Source organism: Sphingomonas citri (genome assembly GCF_019429485.1).
Taxonomy (GTDB): Bacteria; Pseudomonadota; Alphaproteobacteria; order Sphingomonadales; family Sphingomonadaceae; genus Sphingomonas; species Sphingomonas citri.
The window spans coordinates 34114-54406 of the sequence record NZ_JAHXZN010000006.1 but is presented as its reverse complement, the minus strand read 5'-3'; the positions used below and the strand labels follow the sequence as shown (position 1 = coordinate 54406).

Sequence of the window (20293 nt, the reverse complement as noted above, 5' to 3'; positions counted from 1 at the left end):
CCTTCCGTCGATACCCGTTCAGCGTTTCAGCCGCGCCGCGTGCCAGTCGAGCTGCTCGCCCATGAAGGTCGAGACGAACAGGTACGAATGATCGTAGCCTGCGCGCATCCGCAGCTCGAGCGGGATGCCCGCCGCCGCGCAGGCCTGCGCGAGCAGCTCGGGGCGGAGCTGCTCGGCGAGGAAGCCGTCGGCCTCGCCCTGGTCGACCAGCAGCTCGGTCACGCGCGCGCCGTCCTCGATCAGCGCGACCGCGTCGTGGCGGCGCTGCGCCGCAACGTCGTCGCCGAGGTAGCGGTCGAGCGCCTCGCCCCAGGGCACCTGCGTCGGCGCCACGATCGGCGCGAAGGCCGAGACCGCGCGGTAGCGGCCGGGGTGACGGAGCGCCGCGGTGAGCGCGCCGTGCCCGCCCATCGAATGGCCCATGATCGACTGGCGCGCCGCGTCGACCGGGAATTCGGCCGCGACCAGCGCGGGCAGTTCCTCGGTGACATAGGACCACATGCGGTAATGCGTCGACCAGGGCGGCATCGTGGCGTCGACGTAGAAGCCCGCGCCCTTGGCGAAGTCCCAGCGGTCCTCGTCGGGCACCTCGTCGCCGCGCGGGCTGGTGTCGGGCGCGACGAAGATCAGGCCGTGGCGCGCGCAGGCGGCGCGATACTCGCCCTTGTCGGTGACGTTGGCGTGGGTGCAGGTCAGCCCCGAGAGGTACCACACCACCGGCAGCGTCGCGCCCGGCGCGTGGTCGGGGACGTAGACCGAGAAGGTCATGTCGGTGCCGGTCGCGGCGCTGCGGTGGCGGTACACGCCCTGCGTGCCGCCGTGCGCGCGCGCGGTCGAGACGGTCTCCATGCTTCCTCCTCCGCTCAGGCGACGCGGTGGGTCGCGCAGACCTTGTTGCCCGCGGGGTCGCGCAGATAGGCGAGGTACAGCTCGCGCCCGCCGGTGACGTGGCGCACGCCCGGCGGCGCCTCGATCGCGGTACCGCCGCTTGCCACGCCCGCGGCGTGCCACGCCTCGACCTGCTCGGGCGAGGTCGCGCGGAAGCCGAGCGTCCCGCCATTGGCGTGGCTGGCGGGCTGGCCGTCGATCGGGCGCGTGATCAGGAAGCGGCCGCCGTCGTGGGCGTAGACCAGCCGCCCCCACTCGTCGATCACGCCAGGCGCGGCGCCGAGCGCGCCGAGGGTGGCGTCGTAGAAGGTCTGGGCGGCGGCGATATCGTCGGCGCCGAGCATGACGTGGCTGAACATGGTCTCTCTCCTGAACTCCTCCCCGCTTGGCGGGAAAGGGGACCGCCAGCGGAAGGCTGGTGGTGGAGCGGAATTGCCTCGCAGCGCGCCGCTCGCGGAAAACCCCCTCCACCACGCCGCTTCGCGTCGCGGTCCCCCTCCCCGTGCCGGGGAGGATCTGTCTACCTCAATACACCACCACGCTGCGGATGCTCTCGCCGGCGTGCATCAGGTCGAAGCCCTTGTTGATCTCGTCGAGGCTTAGCCGGTGCGTGATCATCGGGTCGATCTGGATCATGCCGTCCATGTACCAGTCGACGATCTTGGGCACGTCGGTACGCCCGCGCGCGCCGCCGAACGCGGTGCCCTTCCACACCCGCCCGGTGACGAGCTGGAACGGGCGAGTCGCGATCTCCTTGCCCGCCTCGGCGACGCCGATCACGATCGACTCGCCCCAGCCGCGATGCGCGCTCTCCAGCGCCTGGCGCATCACGACGGTGTTGCCGGTGCAGTCGAACGTATAGTCGCCGCCGCCGTCGGTCATGGCGATCAGGTGCGGCACGATCTCGCCCACGTCCTTCGGGTTGACGAAGTCGGTCATGCCGAAGCGGCGGCCCCAGTCCTCGCGGTCGGGGTTGATGTCGACGCCGATGATGCGGTGCGCGCCCGCCAGCTTCGCGCCCTGGATCACGTTGAGCCCGATCCCGCCGAGCCCGAACACGATCACGGTCGCGCCCGGCTCGACCTTGGCGGTGTTGACCACCGCGCCCACGCCGGTGGTGACGCCGCAGCCGATGTAGCAGCTGGTGTCGAACGGCGCGTCGGCGCGGATCCTGGCCACCGCGATCTCGGGCAGCACGGTGAAGTTGGAGAAGGTCGAGCAGCCCATGTAATGGTAGATCGGCTGACCCTTGTAGCTGAAGCGCGTGGTGCCGTCGGGCATCAGCCCCTTGCCCTGGGTCGCGCGGATCGCGGTGCACAGGTTGGTCTTCTGGCTGAGGCACGACTTACACTGGCGGCACTCGGGCGTGTAGAGCGGGATGACATGGTCGCCCGGCACCACGCTGGTGACGCCCGCGCCCACCTCGCGCACCACGCCGCAGCCCTCGTGGCCGAGCACGCTGGGGAACAGCCCCTCGCTGTCGAGCCCGTCGAGCGTGTAGGCATCGGTGTGGCAGATGCCGGTGGCCATGATCTCGACCAGCACCTCGCCAGCCTTGGGGCCCTCCAGGTCGAGCTCGACGATCTCGAGCGGCCGCTTGGCCTCGAACGCGACGGCGGCGCGGGTCTTCATGGGGCGGCCTCTCTCTGTGTGTCAGGATCGGCTGCGTCTCTATGCCGCGGGCGCGGCGGCTTCAACCGCGCACGGCCTTCTTCGCGGCGCCGTGGCTCGCTACACCGCTGCCATGACCGACACTCCCCGCCCCCTCGCCGGCCTGCGCGTGCTCGAGCTGGCGCGCATCCTCGCCGGCCCCTGGGCGGGGCAGCTGCTCGCCGATCTCGGCGCCGACGTGATCAAGGTCGAGCGTCCCGGCGAGGGCGACGACACGCGCCACTGGGGGCCGCCCTTCGTCCGCGGCGCCGACGGTAGCGACCTGTCGGCGGCCTATTACCACGCCTGCAACCGCGGCAAGCGCTCGGTCGCGGTCGACATCGCCACGCCCGCGGGCCAGGCACGCGTCGCCGCGCTCGCCGCCGGGGCCGACGTGGTGATCGAGAATTACAAGCTCGGCGGCCTGGTCAAATACGGGCTCGACGCGGCGACGCTGCGCGCGCGCCACCCGCGGCTGATCGTCTGCTCGATCACCGGCTTCGGCCAGACCGGACCCTATGCGGCGCGCGCCGGCTATGACTTCATCGTCCAGGGCATGGGCGGGATGATGTCGATCACCGGCGAGCCCGATGGCCCGCCGCAGAAGACCGGCGTCGCCACCGCCGACCTGTTCACCGGCGTCTACGCCACCGTCGCGATCCTCGCCGCGCTGCACGCGCGCGAGCGCACCGGCGCGGGCACGCACATCGACATGGCGCTGCTCGACACCCAGGTGGGGGTGCTCGCCAACCAGGCGCTCAACTGGCTGGTCGGCGGCGCGGTGCCGCGGCGGATGGGCAACGGCCATGCCAATCTCGCGCCGTACCAGAGCTTCCCCACCAGCGATGGCGACCTGATCGTGGCGGTGGGCAACGACCGCCAGTTCGCGCGGCTGTGCGCGGTGCTCGCGGTCCCCGCGCTGGCGGAGGACGCGCGCTTCGCCACCAACCCGGGGCGCGTGGCGAACCGCGCGGCGCTGCTGCCGGTGCTGATCGAGCGCACGCTGACCTGGACGAGCGCCGCATTGCTCGCCGCGCTGGAGGCGGCGGGGGTGCCGGTCGGGCCGGTCAACCGCATCGACGAGGTGTTCGCCGATCCGCAGGTGGTCGCGCGCGGCATGCGGCTGCTGGTGGAGGGGTTGCCCGGGCTGGCGACGCCGATCGTCTACGACGGCGCGCGGGCGGTCGCCGAGCGCGCGAGCCCGCGGCTGGGCGAACATGACGGGGCCGAGTGGGGGTGAAGTGTCAGGGCGGGCCGCCGCTTGAACGTGGCGTCATCCTGAGGTTGTTTCAGGATCCAAGCTGCCGCGAACTCAGTCGTGGCGGCCCTCGCGGGAGGGTGGATCCTGAAACGCGTTCAGGATCCCTCAGTGGCGAGAGGTCGCCGCCTTTCACACAGCCGCGACCCTTTCGCTCACCCCCGCGGCGGCACGCCCGCGCGGCCGGCGCGGTGGCGGTCATAGGCCTTCTTCGCCACATAGGCGCCGCCCAGTGCCATGCCGAGCGGCCCCATGCGGGTGACCGCACGCGTCGCCAGCGCGCCGACGACCGCGCCGCCGACGCCGCCGCGCCCGTCGCGCCGATCCAGCTCGCGCCCGAGCAGCGCGCCGATGATGGTCCTGATCATGCCTTCACCCTTTCAGAGATGGTGTCGCCGAGCGTCTCCAGACCCTTCAGCACGCCCCAGCCGACCGCGTAGGTGAACGCGACGGGCAGGACGATCTTGAGGACGTTGGCGGTGATCGCGCCGTAGAGCGCCCCGTCCGCCGCGCTGTCGTCGCCGGACATGGCGTCGATCGCGCCGCCGATCAGCGCGCCGATGGTGGTGGCACCCATGTGGATAGACCCTCGTCGTTGCGCTGCATCAATGCTGCGCGACGACGGCGGTTCCTCGGTGCTCGCACGTGTGGCGGCACGGCATGGGACAGCCGATCCGCAGAAGGATCGACGAGTTGGCCGTTACGTCAGCGCAGGTAAGTGAACAGCGACAGCTGCGACAGCTTGGAGAAGCTCGCCTGCGTCGCCGACAGGATCGTCATCGTCTTGGACAACTCGGTGTACGCCTGGGTGACGTCGGTGTCCTCCAGCGTCGAGCGCAGCTCGGCGCGGTCGACGCCGGCGTTGGTCAGCAGGTTCTGCTGGAGGTCGACCCGCGCCCCGCGCGCGCCGACCGACGCCTGCACGGTCGAGACCTGGTCGCTCGCGGTCTTGAGCGAGTCGATCGCGGCGCGCGCCTTCTCGCCGGTCGGCTCGCCGGCCTGCAACGCGGTGGCGAGCGCCGACAGCATCGCCAGCGTGTCGCCCTTGCTCGACGTGAAGATCCGCGCGGCGGTCTCGGTCGGCTGGATCGACAGGCCGTTCTCGCCGATCGGCACCTCCGACAGGCTGGGCGCGGTATTGTAGGTGAAGGTGCCGTCCTTGTTGTCGATCACGGCGGGCGTGCCCGCCGCGCTGCCGAACAAGGGCTGGCCGCGCAGGTCGTTGGTGTTGCCGAGCGACACCAATGTCGCGATCACCGACTGGAGCTGGTCGCCGATCACCTTGCGGTCGGACGCGCCGAGCGTGTCGGTCGCGGCGTTGTTCACCAGCTCGGTGGCGCGCTGCATCTGCTCGGTGATCGAGTCCATCGTGCCGTCGGCCTGTTTGAGCAGCGAGCCGGCGAGATCGAGGTTGGTCTTGAACGCGGCGGCGTCGGCGTCCTTGCGGTCGAACTCGGCGAGCTGCTGCGCCACCGCGACATTCTCGGACGGCGAGCTGATCTTCTTGCCGGTCGCGATCTGGGTCTGCAGCTTGGTCGCGGTCGTCATCAGCGCGCCCATCCGGGCGGCGGAGCGATCGTAGAGGAGGTTGCTGGAGATCTGCATGGCGGCTTACCTGATCTCGAGGATCGACTGGAAGGTCTCGCGCGCGACCTGGATCACGCGGCTGGACGCCTGATAGGCCTGCTGGAAGCGGACGAGGTCGACCGCCTCCGAGTCGAGGTTGACCCCCGAGGCCTCGGACCGCGCCGTCACCGCGCCGTCGTAGATCGCGGTCTGCGCGTCGCCCACCAGCCGGCGCTGCTTGAGCGTCGCGGCATTGTCGGTGGTGAGCGCCTGGACCTTGCTCTCGAACTGGTTGCCGGTGCGCAGCGCGGCGAGCGCGGCGAGGTTGGACGAGTCGCGCACGCCCCCGCCGGTCTTGGCCGCGGCGATCTGGCTGCCGTCGGTCAGCGCCACCGAGAAGTCGGCCGGGTCGCTGGTGTTGGCGAAGAAGGGCTTGCCCTGCGCGCCGGTGAGATCCTGTCCCTGCTTCTGCAAGTCGTTGACACTGGTGGTGAGATCGGTGGCGATCGCGCCGAGCTGATCGCGCGTGGCGGCGATCCGCTGCGCGCCCTCGATCATGCCCGCCAGCGCGCCGCCCTCGGGATTGGCCTGGACCGCGACGCCGCTCGGCTTGAGCACGTTGAGCACCGCGTTGCCGCCGGTGCGCGCGTAGCTCATCTCGCTCGCTTCCTTCGGATCGACCAGAACGGGGCCGTTGCTGGCGCCGGCGCGCACGGTGGCGCGGCCGAAATCGTCGACCTGGACGTTGACCTCGGTCAGCGCGCTCATCTGCTGGAGCAGGTCGTCGCGCTGGTCGGCCAGCCCCGCCGCCGCGGCCGAGCCCGGCTGCGACTTGACGATGCCCTGGTTGACCTTGAGCAGCGCCTGGCTCAGCCGGTTGAGCTCGCCGACCGTCTGCTGCGCCTTGGTGTCGAGCTCGGCCATGCCGTCGTCGAGCGCCTTGGCGGTGACCTTGAACGAATCGGCCAGCGTCGCGGCGCTGCCCAGCATGCCGGCACGCAGCGCGCTCGAGGTCGGCTCGGCCTGGAGCGCGGTGCTCGCCGCGAAGAAGCCGGTGAGATTGGTAGAGAGCGCGCCGCCGGTCATCGCGCCCTCGATCCGCTCGAGCCAGACGGTGCTCGCCTCGGTCTTCTTCGCGTCCGAGCTGGCGCTGCGCACCGATGCCTCGAGATAGGGGCTGCTGTTGCGCGCGATCCCGTCGACCACCGCGCCCATGCCGTTGAGCGACGAGTTCCAGCCGTTGCTGGTCTGCACCTCGCGGATCGTCGCGCTGCGCCGCACGTAGGACGCGTTGCCGGCGTTCGCGATGTTCTCCGACGTCGTCGTCAGCGCGGTCTGGTACGCGCGGACGCCCGAAGCGCCGATGGAGAGCAGATCACTCATTCCACCGGCGTGCCATGATTCCCGTTAAGATCCGGTTGAGATTGCGCCAGGAACTTGCTCATCGCGGCGCCGATACCGATCGGTTTGTGCGCCGCCATCTCCTGCACCACCTTCTGATCCGACATGTCGCGGAAGGTGGTGAGCGCCTTGCTGTCAAAGAGGGGATCGGCCAGCTTGGCCTGGCGCATCGACTTCAGCATCATGCCGGTGAAGACCGATTCGAACTGCTGCGCGGCCTTGTCGAGGTTGGCCTTGGTGGCGGTGCGGCCGAGCCCGGTGTCGAGCCCGGTCTTGCCGGTGATCGCGACGCCCCCAACACTCGCAGGGACTCCGTTGACGGGTGAGTCGCCCATCAGAGCACCACCAGCTCGGCCTTGAGCGCACCGGCCTCCTTGAGCGCCTCGAGGATCGCCACCAGGTCGGCCGGGCTCGCGCCGATCGCGTTCACCGCCTTCACCACGTCGGCCAGCTTGGGGCCGGGGTTGAGCAGGAACATCGGCTTCTTCTCCTCCGACACCTGCACGTTGGAGCGGTTCTCGAGCGCGGTCTGGCCCTGGCTGAGCGGCGCGGGCTGGCTGATGCGCTGGTTCTCGTCGATGCGGACGGTGAGCTTGCCGTGCGTCACCGCCGCGGCGCCGACGCGCACCGCCGAGTTGATCACCACCGTGCCGGTGCGCGCGTTGACGATCACCTTGGCGGGCGGCTCGGCCGAGGCGACGTCGAGGTTCTCGATCTCGCTCATCAGCGTGGCGCGCACGTCCGCGCCGGTCGGCGCGCGCACCGCGACCGACACGGCGTCGATCGCCTGCGCGGTGCCGGCACCGAACTTGCGGTTGATCGAGGCGGCGACGTTCTGCGCGGTGGTGAAGTCGGCGCGCTGGAGATTGTAGGTGACGAAGGGCGTGTCGGCGAAACCGGTCGCGACCGCGCGCTCCACCGTCGCGCCCTCTGGGATGCGGCCGGTCGAGGGGATGTTGACGACGATCTTGGAGCCGTCCGCGCCCTCGGCGCCGAGCCCGCCGACCGCGAGATTGCCCTGCGCCATGGCGTAGACCTGCCCGTCGGCGCCGAGCAGCGGGGTCAGCACCAGGCTGCCGCCGCGCAACGACTTGGCCTTGCCCATCGAGGCGACGGTGATGTCGATCCGCTGGCCCGGCTTGGCGAAGGCGGGCAGCTCGGCGGTGATCATCACCACCGCGGCGTTCTTGAGCCCCGGATTGACGCCCGCGGGCAGCTGGAGCCCGAAGCGCGACGCCACCGCCTTCACCGACTGGACGGTATATTCGAGATTGTCGTCGCCCGTGCCGGGCAGGCCGACCACCACGCCGTAGCCGGTCAGCTGGTTGGCGCGAATGCCCTGGAAGCCGCCGAGATCCTTGATCCGGTCGGCGTGGGCGGGGCCGGCGAAAGCGGCCGTGAGCGCGGCGAGCGCGAGGAGCAGCTGGCGGATCATCAGAACGGGCTCACGACCTGGAAGAAGCGGGACAGCCAGCCCTGCCGGCTGGAGCGCGCGACGTCGCCCTTGCCGGTATAGGCGATCTGCGCGTCGGCGACGCGGGTGGAGGGCACGCGATTGTCGCGGTCGACGTCGGCGGTGCGGACGATGCCCTTGATCTGGACGAACTCGTCGCCGCGGTTGAGCGTCACGCGCTTCTGCCCGCGCACCAGCATCGTGCCGTTGGGATAGACCTCGGCGACGGTGACCGAGACCTCGCCCGAGAGCGAGTTGGCCTGGTCGGCGGTGCCGCTGCCGTTGAAGCCGCGCTTGCCGCTCGAGCCCACGTCGGTGCCGCTGACGATCCCGCCGAGCGGGCCGGTCGACGGCGGGGTGAGCGAGAAGCTGCCGTCGGAGGCGAGCTTGGACGAGGCCGACTTGGAGGCGGCGGTGCGCTCCACCAGCACGATCGTCAGCGGGTCGCCGACCCGGCGCGCGCGCCAGCCCTCGTAGAGCGCGGCATAGCCGTCGGCGACCTGGAAGATCGAGCCGTTGGCGGCCGGCGGCGCGGGCGGCTGGGCGGGCGCGTGAACCGCGGAGAAATCCTCCGCCGGCTTCTTCTTGAGCACCTTGCCGAGCAACCCGGCGTGCGCCGGAGCAGGCACCAGCGCCGCGGCGGCGATCGCCCCCAGAGCGAGGTGCAGCGCGACCCGCGCGCGGCGGCGGAGAGACGTGGTCGAGGTCATCGCCGAGTCTATGACAGATTTTGGTTAACGTATTTCAGCATGTCATCGGTGGCCGAGATCATCTTCGAGTTGACCTCATAGGCGCGCTGGGTCTCGATCATGTCGACCAGCTCTTCCACGACGTTGACGTTGCTCGCCTCCAGCGTGCCCTGGCGGACGCGACCGCGGCCGTCCTCGCCCGGCACGCCGAGGTTGGCGGCACCGCTGGCGGCGCTCTCGGTGAGGAAATTGTCGCCGGCGGAGGTCAGCCCGGCCGGGTTGGGGAAGCTGGCGACCTGGATCTGGCCGAGATTCTGCGCCTGGTCCTGCCCCGGCACGGTGGCGGAGACGGTGCCGTCGAGCCCGATCGTGATCTGCGTCGCGTTGGCGGGCACGGTGATGCCCGGCATCACCTGATAGCCCTGGCTGGTGATCAGCAATCCCTCGGGCGAGCGCGAGAAATTGCCCGCGCGCGTGTAGCCGAGCTGGCCGCCGGGCATCTGCACCTGGAAATAGCCGTCGCCGTCGAGCGCGAGGTCGAGGCTGTTGCCGGTCTGGTTCATCGAGCCCTGCGTCTCGGTGCGCGACGTGCCCTGCACGCGCACGCCGGTGCCGAGGTTGAGCCCGGTGGCGTATTTGCTCTCCGCGGTCGACTGCGCGCCCGCGGCGGTGACGACCTGGTAGGACAGGGTCTCGAACGAGGCGCGGTCGCGCTTGAAGCCGGTCGTGCTGACGTTGGCGAGGTTGTTCGAGATGACTCGCATGCGCGTGTCCTGGGCGTCGAGCCCGGTACGCGCGATGTGCATGGCGGACGTGGTCATGGTCTAATCCTTCCTCAGCCCGGCAGGCGCATCACCGATGCGCTCGACTCGTCCATGGATTTGGCCTCCTTGAGCAGGTTGGCCTGGAGTTCGTAGCTGCGCTGGTTCTCGATCATGTCGACCAGCGCCTCGGTCATGTTGACGTTCGATCCCTCGAGCGCGCCCGCGGTGACCTTCCCGTCGAGATTCTCGGGCAACGTCCCGCCACCGCGCACGTGGAGCAGGTTGTCGAGCCCCTTCACCGTGTCCGACCCGGCGGAGGAGACCAGCTTGAGCCGGTCGATCACCTGCGGCTGGCCGCTCTTGTCACCTTGCGGTACGATCGAGACCGAGCCGTCCGAGCCGATCGACACCGACTCATAGGGCGGCAGCGTGATCGGGCCGCTCGATCCCATCACCAGGAAGCCGTCGCCGGTCTGGAGCGTGCCCGATTCGGAGACGGTGAAGTCGCCGCGGCGGCTGTACGCCTCGCTGCCGTCGGCGCCCTGGACGGTGAGCCAGGTGTCGCGGTCGCCCAGCGCGACGTCGAGCGGGCGGCCGGTCTGCTGCATCGCGCCCGGCGCGCGGTCGGCGTCGCGCACCTCCTCCGAGGTGGGCGCGCGCGCCGACAGCTGCGACGTGCCGTCGGAGAGGATGATGCGGTCGAACGAGACGCGGTCGGCGCGGAAGCCGGTGGTCGACGCGTTCGCCATGTTGTTGGCGATCGCGGCCTGCGCCTGCATGTGCGCGCGCAGTCCGGTCGCCGCGGTGTAGACCAGCTTGTCCACTTACATCCTCTCCTAGAACCCCGCCCCCGCGCTTACGCGCGGATGTTGAGGATCGACTGCGAGACCTGAGTCGCCGTATCCAGGGCCTTCGCGTTCGCCTGGAAGTTGCGCTGTGCCGCAATAAGGTTAACAAGCTCTTCGGTGATATCGACGTTGGAGCCCTCCAGCTGGCCCGACTTCAGGCTGCCGAAGCCCTCCGCCGCGGCGAAGCCGAGCGTCGCCTTCCCCGAGATACCAGTGGCCTGCCAATAGTTGCTGCCGGCCTGGCGCAGCCCGGTCGGCGCCGAGAACTTGGCGATCGCCACCTTCCCGAGCGGCACGATGTCCGAGTTCGAGTAGCTCGCCTTGATGATGCCCGCGTCGTCGACGGTGATGCCGACCAGCTGGCCGACCGCGACGCCGTCCTGCGTGCGCGCGCTCACCGCCGCCGCGGCCGCGGTCTGGGTCGAGCCGGTGAGGTCGAGCGAGATGCCCTGCGCGGCGGCGCCGGAGGCGGGGATGAAGTCCTCGAACTGGATCGTCTGCGCGCCCGTCAGCGCGCCCTTGGTGTCGTACACCTGGGTGATCGGCCCGGCCGAGGTCTGGCCCTGCGGCGTCAGCATCTGGTCGCCGACATAGGTGAAGACCTGCCACGTGCCGGTGTTCGGCGGCGTCGCGTTGGGCTGCCCCTCCGCGGTGCGGACGTAATAGCTCGTCATCGTCATCGGGTTACCGTTGGCGTCGTAGATGCGCGTGGCGACCGAGTTGTTGTACGTCGTCGTGTCGGTGCGCTTGAACTCGGCCGGATCCTTCACCGTGGCGGTCGACGGGATCTGCACCTTGGTGGCGACGTTGTTGGTCATCTTCGGCGTGCCGCTGGTCGGCTGGATCTGCAGGTTGGTCAGCGACTTGTCGCCGGTCGCCGTGACGTTGCCGTCGTTGTCGACCGGGTAGACCATCAGGTAGCTGCCCTGCGCGTCGATCACGTTGCGGCTCTCGTCCACGGTGAAGGCGCCGGTGCGGGTGTAGTTGACCTGGTCCGACAGGCCGGTCGACTTCACCACGAAGAAGCCCTCGCCCAGGATCTGCATGTCGAGCGCGCTCTTGGTCTGGTTCGACGAGCCGTCGCTGAACTGCTGCACGGTGCCCTTCACCGACACGCCCGAGCCGACCATCTTGCGCGGGTCGGTCGACACGTTCGACGAGATCACGTCGGCGAACGCGGTGCGGCTCTTCTTGAAGCCGTTGGTGGAGACGTTGGCGAGGTTGTGGCTGATGACCGACATGTCGGTCTGCATGGCCTGGAGACCGGAGAGCGAGGTGAAGAAGGACATGGTGTGTGCTCCTGGGGGATGGGGAAGGAGAGGAAGAAGAGGTTAGGCGACCTTGCGGACCGCGGACGGATCGACCGTGCCGAGCCCGGTGACGTTGAGGACGGGCGCACCGCCGGCGGGCAGGCTGGCGGATTCCACGGGTGCCCAGACGAGCGAGGTGGCGTCGACCAAGGTCGAGCCCTTCGCCGCCTCGACGGTGACGGTATAGGGGCCGTTCTCGATCTTGTTGCCGGCGTCGTCGGTGCCGTCCCAGCTGTAGCTGGCCTCGCCCGCCGCCTGGGCGCCGAGCTGGATGTTCTTGACGACGCGGCCGTCCTTGTCGGCGATCGAGACGTCGACGTCGGTCGCGTCGCCGGCCAGCTCGACCGCGCCGGCGATCCCGCCCGAGGTGCGCTCGTAGGCGGTCTTGCCCGCGGTCAGCACGGTGCGGCCGACATAGCCCATCGCGTCGGTGGCGGTGGTGGAGTTGAGCCGCCCGCTGATGCCCGACAGCGTCTGGTTCATCTCGCTGATGCCCGCGACCGACGAGAATTGCGCCATCTGCGCGACCATCTGCGTGTTGTCGACCGGGTTGAACGGGTCCTGATAGGCCAGCTGCGCGGTCATCAGCGCGATGAAGTCCTTCTGCCCCAGCGTCGACTTGCCGGTGGTGGCGCTGACGCCCGCGGCGGTGGTGGTGTTCGAGCGCGCCACGCCGGCCGAGGCGAAGATCGCGTCCTGCGTGGCCTTGTCGGTGGCGGAGGTGTTGGCGGTGATGCTGGTCATGATCAGCGGCCCATCTTGAGGGTGTCGAGGATCAGCGTTTTGGCGGTCTGCATGACCTCGACGTTGTTCTGGTAGGTGCGCGCGGTCTCCATCATGTCGACCAGCTCGCGCGATTCATCGACCGCGGCGTCGAAGACGTAGCCGTCCTTGTTCGCCATCGGGCTGCCGGGGTCGTAGCGCTTGGTCGGCGCCTCGCCCGCGGTGACGATCTGCTGCACGTCGGTGGTGGAGAGCCCGCTGGCCGCGTCGAAGCTGGTGCGGAACACCGGCTTCATCGTCTTGTAGGCGGCCTCCTCCGAGCCGGCGACGCCGCCGGCGTTGGCGAGGTTCGAGGCGGTGGTGTTCATCCGCGTCAGCTGCGCCGACATGGCGCGGCCGGCGACCTGGAAGATGGTGAGCGGCGAGCCGGACATCGTCTTACTCCCCCTTCAGCGCGCGCGTGATCTGGCCGATGCGCCCGTTGAGGAACGAGAGCGTCGTCTGGTACTGGACCGCGTTCTCGGCGAAGGCGGTCTGCTCGGTGGAGAGCTCCACCGTGTTGCCGTCCATCGAGGGCTGGGTCGGCACGCGATACTTCAGCGCGTCGCCGACGCCGCTCGCGCCGCGCTGCTCGACCGCGCCGAGCGCGGCCTGGAAGTCGATGTCGCGGGCCTTGAAATTGGGCGTGGACGCGTTGGCGATGTTCGACGCGAGCACGCCCATGCGCTGGCTGCGCACCTCCAGGGCTGCTCCGTGAACTCCGAACAAACTCTCAGCCACTGGCCGAACCTCCATGCGAGACGGGGATCGCCCGTCGCCTCGCGGGAATGTCAGCAAGCGGCGTGCCAATTGCTTCGTGCGGGGCGGAACGGGGCCGGAGAAGTGCGGAGCGGCAAGGGCTTGCCGGTTGCCGGTCAGGTTTGCCGGCAAGCGGGGTTGCCGGATGATTGCCGGGTGCTGGTGGCCGGGGGCCAGGAGTTTGCAGGGCCGCGAGCACTACCGTGCTCCGGCGAAGGCCGGAGCCCAGGTGGGAAGGCGGTGGTGGGACCCACGAAGGTCCGCCCAACTGGGCCCCGGCCTCCGCCGGGGCACGAGGGGAGTGGGGGCTCTCCTCACTTTCCTCCCTCCTTCCGTCATCCTGAGCTCGTCTCAGGATTCACCGTGCCGCTCACTCAGGTGCCGAGGCGCTCGCGGGCCGGTGGATCCTGAGACAAGCTCAGGATGACGCTACTGGAGGGCGTGGCTCACCCCCTCCCGCCTCCACCCCGGCGGACGCCGGGGTCCAGTTGGGGGACGCTGGTGGATCTCACAGCGGCTATCCCACCTAGACCCCCGGCGTCCGCCGGGGTGGTCTCAGGAAAAGGGTGCTCCTATCCTCCGCCACCCCCCAAACTGGCCCGCCCCTTGCAACGACGCGGGCATGACTCCCGGCATGTTCCTCGACCCCGCCGCGCTCGCCATCGTCTTCGGTGGCACCGCGCTCGCCGCGGCGCTCCGAACCCCCGCGCGCGACCTCGGCCGCGCTATGCTCGCGCTGCGCGTGCTGCCGCGCCGCCGCTTCCGCGCCGACACGCGGCTGGACCAGATCGCGGCGCTCAGCCGCATCGCCGCGCGCCACGGCGTCCACGCGCTCGACCGCAGCGTGATCCACGACGCCGACGTCGCCGCCGCGGTGGCGCTGATCGTCGACGGCGCGCAGCCGCAGGCGGTGATCGACTCGCTCGACACCGCGCGCCGCGCCCGGATCGAGCGCCACCGCCTCGTCACCGACTGCTGGACCGGCGTCGCCGAGGCCGCGCCCGCGCTGGGCATGGTCGGCACGCTGGTCGGGCTGGTCGCGATGTTCACGCGGATGAGCGATCCCGGCGCGATCGGCGCGGCGATGGCGGTCGCGCTGCTCGCTACCTTATATGGCGCGCTGCTCGCCAACCTCGTCGCCATGCCGATCGCCACCCGGCTGCGCGCCGCCGCGCGCGCCGAGGCGATCGAGCGCGCCCGCCTCCTCGCCCCGCTGGCCGAGCTCGCCGCGCGCGAGGCGCCGCGCGTGCGCGCCGGCGCCCGGCTCCACCCCGCGCCCGAGCCGGTCGCCGTCGCGGACGACGATCCCGAGGACACCGCGGCCGCGCCACGCGAGCGCGCGGCATGAGCGACGACGAGCTCCTCGCCGACGAGGCACCCGCGCGCGCGCTCTGGCTGATGACGCTGGCCGATCTGGCGCTGCTGCTGGTCGGCTTCTTCGTGCTGCTCCAGGCCAACCAGCAGCTCGACCCGCGCGCGCTCGCCGCCGGGCTGGCGGAGGGCTTCGGCGCCGAGGCGCCCGCGGCGATGCCGGTGGCGAGCTACGGCGTCGCCGGCTTCGCGCCGGGCAGCGCGACGCCCCCCGGCACCCCCGCGGGCCTCGCCGCCTGGGCGCGCGCCGAGCTGCGCGACCCGCGCGTGAGCCTCACCGTCACCGGCGCGACCGACGGCACCGCCGCCGACGTCGATCCGCGCTCCCGCAGCGCCACCCTCCTCGCCGCCGATCGCGCGCGCGCGGTCGCCGCGGCGCTGGCCAGCGCGGGCGTGCCCGACGCCCGGCTCGGCCTCGCCACCGCGGTGCGCCCCGGCCGCCGCCAGGTACTCGTCACGCTCGCCTTCGCGGGCGAACAAGGGAAAAAGCCATGATCGCCGCCTTCCTTCTCGCCGCCGCCGCCACCGGCGCCGGCTTCCAGGACACCGACGCGCTCGACCGCGCCGTCGCCGCCTTCACCGCGCGCCCGATCGGCAGCGAGGGCGGCGCGCGCGCGCCGGTCGACGCGCGGCTGCGGCTCGCCGCCTGCCCGATGGTGGCGATGTCGTGGCGCACCGAGGCGCATGACGCGGTCGTGATCGCGTGCGCCGGCCCGTCGTGGCGGCTGTTCGTTCCCGTGATCGCACCGCCGCGTGCCGCCGGCGCGGTCGCACCGCGCACCGCCGCCGCAGCGGTGCCGGTGCGCGCCGACCCGGTGATCCGCCGCGGCGACGCGGTGACGATCGAGGCGGGCAGCGACGGCTTCGCGATCACGCGCGAGGGCGTGGCGATCGGCGACGCGGCGCCCGGCGCGCGCGTCATGATCAAGGTCGACGACGCGCCGCGCCCGGTGCAGGCGGTGGCCGTCGAGGCGGGGCGCGCGACGCTGCCCGGCTGGTCCGAATGAGCCGCGATAAAAAAGTGCTAAAGTTGCGCCACGGCCCGTCGTTTTTCCCGATGTCAGCGGAGGCCGACAGGTGCAGTCATGGTGGAATCGGTAGGACCCTCAACGATCAAGGCGAACGACCTGCGGGTCGCCAGCGTGGCGCGCGTCAGCGCGCCGGCGCCGGCCGCCCCGCTGGCGGCGAACAATGCGACGACCGCCACCGCGGCGCCGCAGACGCTCGCCAAGTCGCTCGCCGCCGAGCCGCCGGTCGACGGCGACCGCGTGCAGCAGATCAAGACCGCGATCGCCAACGGCACCTTCCCGCTCTCGCCCGCGACCATCGCGGACCAGTTCATCGCACTTCGTTTCGACTGGATGGCCAATGAACAGGCGTGACGCGCTGGTGCGCGTGATCGACATGCTCCACGCCGAGATCGCGGCGCTGAAGGCGAACGACATGGCCGGGCTGGAGCGCGCCACCGGCAACAAGCTGCGCGCGATCGAGACGCTCCGGTCGCTCGGCGACGGACCGGCCGACGCCGAGCTGCGCGGGCTGGTCGAGGAGGCCGACCGGCTCAACGACACGTGCCGGATCTACGTCAACCTGATGGCGGCAAATGTGCGCCGCCGCCTGCAACTTCTTTCCGGCCAGAGCGGCGGCGCCTACGGCCGCGCCGGCGTGGCCTACGCGTAAGCGGCGCACGCCTTCATCTCACACGCTGTTCCCCGGCGAAGGCCGGGGCCCAGTTGGGTGAACCTCAGCGGGAATCACGACGGCCTTCCCAGCTGGACCCCGGCCTTCGCCGGGGAACACGTTAGCGCTCGGGGCGATCCCAATCCGCCCCCATCTGGCACGCCTCTTGCTCCACGCAGGGCATGACCGTCTCCGCGCTCACTCCGGCCACCGGCCGCGTCACCTCCGCGATCCAGCGCGCGGCGCAGCGCACCGGCGTCGACTTCAACTATCTGCTCGGCCAGGCCAAGATCGAGAGCGGGCTCAACGCCAGCGCGCGCGCCAGCACCTCCTCCGCCTCGGGCCTGTACCAGTTCGTCGAGCAGAGCTGGCTCGCGGTGGTGAAGAAGCACGGCAGCGAGCACGGGCTCGGCTGGGCGGCGGACAGCATCCAGCAGTCGGGCGGTCGCTTCACCGTCACCGGCGGCAACCGTGCCGCGGTGCTGGGGCTGCGCAACGACCCCGAGGTCGCCTCGCTGATGGCAGCCGAGCATGCCAGCGACAACAAGGACGCGATCGAGGCGTGGACCGGGCGCGCGGCGACCGGCACCGACCTCTATATGGCGCATTTCCTCGGGCTGGGCGGCGCGCGCACCTTCCTCTCGGCGATGCAGAGCAACCCGGAGCGTAGCGCCGCCTCGCTCTTCCCCGCCGCCGCGCGCGCCAACCGCGGCGTCTTCTTCGACAGCGACGGCTCCGCGCGCTCGCTCGGCGAGGTGTACCAGCGCTTCGCCGGCAAGCTGGGTGACGGCGCCGCGTCGCTGGGCGCGACCACGCCGTCCGACCGGCTGCAGTTCGCCGCGCAGGCGCTGGCGATGGGCGACGAGAACACCGTCGTCACCGGTGCGGGCGAGAGCGCGACCGACGCGCTCGCCTGGGCCCGGTCGACGCTCGGCCAGTCGACGCTCGGCCAGATCAAGGGCGCGCAGGCGCAGCAGGCCAGCCTGCTCCGGCCGACCCCCGCGAACGCGCGGCTCGCCTACATGATGCTCGCGCGGATGGGGAACTGATCCGATGAAGCTGCTCGCCAACGCGCGCCAGGCCGCGCTGCCCGCCGCGATCCTGCTGCTCGTCGTCCTCATGGTGGTGCCGATCCCGGCCTTCATGCTGGACGTGTTCTTCATCATGAACATCACGATCAGCCTCGCGGTGCTGATGGTGGCGCTCAACGCCGAGAAGCCGCTCGACTTCTCGTCCTTCCCCACGGTGCTGCTGTTCGCGACGCTGTTCCGGCTCGGCCTCAACGTCGCCTCGACGCGCATCGTGCTGGTCCACGGCCACACCGGCTCGGCCGCGGCGGGACACGTGATCGAGGCGTTCGGCTCGTTCGTGATCGGCGGCGACTATGTCGTCGGCCTGTTCGTCTTCGCGATCATCGTCATCATCAACCTGATCGTGGTCACCAAGGGCGCCGGTCGCGTCTCCGAGGTGTCCGCGCGCTTCACGCTCGACGCGCTGCCCGGCAAGCAGATGGCCATCGACGCCGACCTCAACGCCGGCCTGATCACCCCCGACGACGCCAAGAAGCGCCGCGTCGAGGTCGCCACCGAGGCCGACTTCTACGGCTCGATGGACGGCTCGTCCAAGTTCGTGAAGGGCGACGCGGTCGCCGGCCTGCTGATCCTCGCGGCGAATATCGTCGGCGGCCTGATCCTCGGCCCGGTCAGCCACGGGCTGACGATCGCCAAGGCGGCGCAGAGCTACACGATGCTGGCGATCGGCGACGCGCTGGTGGCGCAGGTGCCCGCGCTGCTGCTCTCGATCGCCGCCGCCTCGATCGTCACCCGCGTCAGCTCGGACAAGGACCTCGCCGGCCAGATCGGCGGCCAATTCGGCTCGGCGCGCACCTGGGCGCCGGTCGCGGTGATCCTGACGCTGCTCGGGCTGCTGCCCGGCATGCCGCACTTCGTCATCCTGCCGCTCGCCGCCATCGCCGGCTTCGCCGCCTGGAAGCTGCACCAGAACGCCAAGCGCCCGCAGATCGTCGAGGCCCCGGTCGCGGTCGAGCAGCCCGACCCGTCGAAGATCGGCTGGGACGAGGTGACCGAGGCGATGATGGTCAACCTCGACGTCGGCTACGGCCTGGTGCCGCTGGTCGACGAGCGCCGCGGCGCGCCGCTGATGAGCCGCCTCACCGGCGTGCGCCGCCAGCTGAGCAAGGAGCTGGGCTTCGTGGTGCCGCAGGTGCGCGTGCGCGACGACATCAACCTGGCGCCCTACACCTATCGCGTGATGCTCGGCGGCGTCTGCGTCGGCGAGGACCAAGTCTCGCCCGACGAGATGCTGGCGCTCGACACCGGCCAGGGCTTCGGCGAGCTGATCGGCAAGAAGGCCAAGGACCCGACCTTCGGGCTCGACGCGACCTGGATCTCGCCGGGCGACGCCGATGCCGCGACCGGCCAGGGCTATCTGGTGGTCGACGCCGGCACGGTGATGGCGACCCACCTCAACCACGCGCTCGGCGCGAATGCCGCCGACCTGCTCGGCGCCGACGAGGTGCAGTCGTTGCTCGACGGGCTCAAGGAGCGCGCGCCGCAGCTGGTCGCCGCGCTCGCGCCGCTGCCGCAGACCGCCTTGGTGGCGGTGCTCAAGGGGCTGCTGTCCGAGGGCATCCAGCTGCGCGAGTTCCGCCGCATCGCCGCCGCGATCTCGATGGCCGCGCAGAAGACGCACGATCCCGTCGAGCTGATCGAGCTGATCCGCCCCGAGCTGGGCCCGCTGATCATCGCCAAGCTGGCCGGCGTGCGCGAGCCGCTGCGCGTCATGACGCTCGAGGGCGGCCTGGAGCAACTGCTCGGCCAGGGGCTGCGCAGCGATCCCAGCCGCCAGGTGATCGAGCCCGAGCTCGGCCGCCGCATCGTCGACGCGCTGCAGGCCGCGGCGCAGCCGCTGATGGCCGAGGCCAAGCCGTTCGCGCTGGTCGTGCAGCCGGCGATCCGCGTCGCCGTCCGCAAACTCATCCGCACCGTTCTCCCGGATACCCCTGTCATGAGCTTCTTCGAAGTGCCCGAGGACAAGCCCGTCGAGGTCGTCGCGATCATCGGTGGCCAGCACCAGCCGCAGGCGCTGGCGGCATGAGCGCCGAGCCGATGCGCGGCGCCTTCGCCGCCGCCCAGCCCGCCCCTCTCCCCGCCGCTCAGGCCACCGCGCCGCTGACCTACTCGCGCCCGCGCAAGCGCGACGAGAACGCGCTGGTGCAGCAGCACCTGCCGCTCGTCCGCCGTCTGGCGTGGCACGTCCACGGCTCGGTCTCGACCGCGATCGAGGTGGAGGATCTGGTCCAGGTCGGGCTGGTCGCACTGGTCGAGGCGGTCGCCGCCTTCGAGGACCGCGGGCAGGTGACGCTCAAGCAATATCTCGTGACGCGGCTGCGCGGCGCGATGATCGACGAGCTGCGCCGCCACGCCGCGATGACGCGCGGCGCGATCCGCCGCAAGCGCGAGTACGCCCGCGCGGTCAACCAGCTGAGCCACGAGTTCGGCCGCGCGCCGACGGACCGCGAGGTCGCCGCCAAGCTCGAGGTCACCCCCGAGAAGCTGCGCACCGATTATGCCGCCGCCGAGGCGGTGCGGTACGAGTCGATCGACGAAGTCTATGCCGACGACCAGCCGTGGTTCGCCAGCGACACGCCCGACGCCTTCGAGCAGCTGTCCGAGGCGCAGACGCGCGACCGGCTGATCGCCGCGATCGCCTCACTGCCCGAGCGCGAGCAGATGGTGATCCAGCTCTACCACGTCGAGGAGCTCAACCTCGAGGAGATCGGCCAGGTGCTCGGCGTCGGCGCCGCGCGCGTGTGCCAGATCAAGTCGAGCGCGCACGCGCGGCTGAAGAAGGCGATGACGCGCGGCTGAGGCG

Annotated in this window: 25 protein-coding genes; 9 read left to right on the top strand and 16 right to left on the bottom strand. The window is 70.8% G+C overall.

Annotation, left to right across the window (positions count from 1 at the left end; genetic code table 11):
- Window positions 1-18: 18 nt before the first annotated feature.
- From fghA to KZ820_RS15645, 3 genes are all read right to left on the bottom strand, one after another.
- Window positions 19-849 (bottom strand): S-formylglutathione hydrolase, encoded by an 831-nt coding sequence (gene fghA / locus KZ820_RS15655; RefSeq protein WP_219749537.1) that lies wholly within the window; start codon window positions 847-849, stop codon window positions 19-21.
- 14 nt (window positions 850-863) lie between these two features.
- A complete protein-coding gene (locus KZ820_RS15650; protein ID WP_219749536.1) occupies window positions 864-1247 on the bottom strand; it encodes a VOC family protein in 384 nt (127 codons plus the stop codon).
- 166 nt (window positions 1248-1413) lie between these two features.
- Entirely contained in the window at window positions 1414-2520 is a 1107-nt protein-coding gene (locus tag KZ820_RS15645; RefSeq protein WP_219749535.1) for an S-(hydroxymethyl)glutathione dehydrogenase/class III alcohol dehydrogenase, read from the bottom strand.
- Between the two features lie 112 nt (window positions 2521-2632).
- Between KZ820_RS15645 and KZ820_RS15640 the strand changes: the two genes are divergently transcribed.
- Window positions 2633-3778 carry a CaiB/BaiF CoA transferase family protein gene (locus tag KZ820_RS15640; protein ID WP_219749534.1) on the top strand — a complete coding sequence of 382 codons (1146 nt, stop codon included), beginning with the start codon at window positions 2633-2635 and terminating at the stop codon, window positions 3776-3778.
- A 173-nt stretch (window positions 3779-3951) separates the two neighbouring features.
- Here the strand turns inward: KZ820_RS15640 and KZ820_RS15635 are convergent, their stop codons facing one another.
- The 13 genes from KZ820_RS15635 to KZ820_RS15575 form a co-directional block, all read right to left on the bottom strand.
- A complete protein-coding gene (locus KZ820_RS15635; protein ID WP_183945026.1) occupies window positions 3952-4164 on the bottom strand; it encodes a hypothetical protein in 213 nt (70 codons plus the stop codon).
- Entirely contained in the window at window positions 4161-4373 is a 213-nt protein-coding gene (locus KZ820_RS15630) for a hypothetical protein (protein WP_219749533.1), read from the bottom strand. The genes KZ820_RS15635 and KZ820_RS15630 overlap by 4 nt, the downstream gene beginning before the upstream one ends.
- A gap of 128 nt (window positions 4374-4501) precedes the next feature.
- Complete coding sequence (locus KZ820_RS15625) at window positions 4502-5401, bottom strand: flagellin N-terminal helical domain-containing protein (protein ID WP_219749532.1); 900 nt, start codon at window positions 5399-5401, stop codon at window positions 4502-4504.
- A gap of 6 nt (window positions 5402-5407) precedes the next feature.
- Entirely contained in the window at window positions 5408-6745 is a 1338-nt protein-coding gene (gene flgK / locus KZ820_RS15620; protein WP_219749531.1) for a flagellar hook-associated protein FlgK, read from the bottom strand.
- Window positions 6742-7098, bottom strand: a complete 357-nt coding sequence (locus KZ820_RS15615) for a rod-binding protein (protein ID WP_219749530.1) — start codon at window positions 7096-7098, stop codon at window positions 6742-6744. Before KZ820_RS15615 ends, flgK begins: the two co-directional genes overlap by 4 nt.
- The gene (locus KZ820_RS15610) at window positions 7098-8198 is read right to left on the bottom strand and encodes a flagellar basal body P-ring protein FlgI (protein ID WP_219749529.1); all 1101 of its coding nucleotides are present in this window, start codon (window positions 8196-8198) and stop codon (window positions 7098-7100) included. Before KZ820_RS15610 ends, KZ820_RS15615 begins: the two co-directional genes overlap by 1 nt.
- Window positions 8198-8926 (bottom strand): flagellar basal body L-ring protein FlgH, encoded by a 729-nt coding sequence (locus KZ820_RS15605; RefSeq protein ID WP_219749528.1) that lies wholly within the window; start codon window positions 8924-8926, stop codon window positions 8198-8200. The genes KZ820_RS15610 and KZ820_RS15605 overlap by 1 nt, the downstream gene beginning before the upstream one ends.
- Before the next feature lie 8 nt (window positions 8927-8934).
- Window positions 8935-9726 (bottom strand): flagellar basal-body rod protein FlgG, encoded by a 792-nt coding sequence (gene flgG, locus KZ820_RS15600; protein WP_219749527.1) that lies wholly within the window; start codon window positions 9724-9726, stop codon window positions 8935-8937.
- 14 nt (window positions 9727-9740) lie between these two features.
- Window positions 9741-10493: a flagellar basal body rod protein FlgF gene (locus tag KZ820_RS15595; protein ID WP_183921822.1), complete on the bottom strand. Its 753-nt coding sequence runs from the start codon at window positions 10491-10493 to the stop codon at window positions 9741-9743.
- Between the two features lie 32 nt (window positions 10494-10525).
- On the bottom strand, window positions 10526-11806 hold the full coding sequence (locus tag KZ820_RS15590; RefSeq protein ID WP_219749526.1) for a flagellar hook protein FlgE: 1281 nt from the start codon (window positions 11804-11806) through the stop codon (window positions 10526-10528).
- Between the two features lie 42 nt (window positions 11807-11848).
- Window positions 11849-12571 (bottom strand): flagellar hook assembly protein FlgD, encoded by a 723-nt coding sequence (locus tag KZ820_RS15585; protein WP_219749525.1) that lies wholly within the window; start codon window positions 12569-12571, stop codon window positions 11849-11851.
- Between the two features lie 2 nt (window positions 12572-12573).
- Entirely contained in the window at window positions 12574-12984 is a 411-nt protein-coding gene (gene flgC / locus KZ820_RS15580; protein ID WP_132908352.1) for a flagellar basal body rod protein FlgC, read from the bottom strand.
- Between the two features lie 4 nt (window positions 12985-12988).
- The gene (locus tag KZ820_RS15575; protein ID WP_219749524.1) at window positions 12989-13345 is read right to left on the bottom strand and encodes a flagellar basal body rod protein FlgB; all 357 of its coding nucleotides are present in this window, start codon (window positions 13343-13345) and stop codon (window positions 12989-12991) included.
- 625 nt (window positions 13346-13970) lie between these two features.
- On the opposite strand from KZ820_RS15575, the gene KZ820_RS15570 reads away from it, so the two are divergent.
- The 8 genes from KZ820_RS15570 (at window position 13971) to KZ820_RS15535 (ending at window position 20289) form a co-directional block, all read left to right on the top strand.
- A complete protein-coding gene (locus KZ820_RS15570) occupies window positions 13971-14696 on the top strand; it encodes a motility protein A (RefSeq protein ID WP_219749523.1) in 726 nt (241 codons plus the stop codon).
- Window positions 14693-15214 carry a hypothetical protein gene (locus KZ820_RS15565; RefSeq protein WP_219749522.1) on the top strand — a complete coding sequence of 174 codons (522 nt, stop codon included), beginning with the start codon at window positions 14693-14695 and terminating at the stop codon, window positions 15212-15214. The genes KZ820_RS15570 and KZ820_RS15565 overlap by 4 nt, the downstream gene beginning before the upstream one ends.
- Entirely contained in the window at window positions 15211-15726 is a 516-nt protein-coding gene (locus KZ820_RS15560) for a flagella basal body P-ring formation protein FlgA (protein ID WP_219749521.1), read from the top strand. Before KZ820_RS15565 ends, KZ820_RS15560 begins: the two co-directional genes overlap by 4 nt.
- 78 nt (window positions 15727-15804) lie before the next feature.
- Complete coding sequence (gene flgM, locus KZ820_RS15555; protein ID WP_132908347.1) at window positions 15805-16101, top strand: flagellar biosynthesis anti-sigma factor FlgM; 297 nt, start codon at window positions 15805-15807, stop codon at window positions 16099-16101.
- Window positions 16088-16399: a flagellar protein FlgN gene (locus KZ820_RS15550; RefSeq protein WP_219749520.1), complete on the top strand. Its 312-nt coding sequence runs from the start codon at window positions 16088-16090 to the stop codon at window positions 16397-16399. Before flgM ends, KZ820_RS15550 begins: the two co-directional genes overlap by 14 nt.
- Window positions 16400-16581: 182 nt before the next feature.
- Window positions 16582-17448: a lytic transglycosylase domain-containing protein gene (locus KZ820_RS15545; RefSeq protein ID WP_219749519.1), complete on the top strand. Its 867-nt coding sequence runs from the start codon at window positions 16582-16584 to the stop codon at window positions 17446-17448.
- Window positions 17449-17452: 4 nt separating this feature from the next.
- On the top strand, window positions 17453-19516 hold the full coding sequence (gene flhA / locus KZ820_RS15540) for a flagellar biosynthesis protein FlhA (protein ID WP_183945044.1): 2064 nt from the start codon (window positions 17453-17455) through the stop codon (window positions 19514-19516).
- Window positions 19513-20289 (top strand): sigma-70 family RNA polymerase sigma factor, encoded by a 777-nt coding sequence (locus KZ820_RS15535; protein ID WP_219749518.1) that lies wholly within the window; start codon window positions 19513-19515, stop codon window positions 20287-20289. Before flhA ends, KZ820_RS15535 begins: the two co-directional genes overlap by 4 nt.
- Window positions 20290-20293 lie beyond the last annotated feature (4 nt).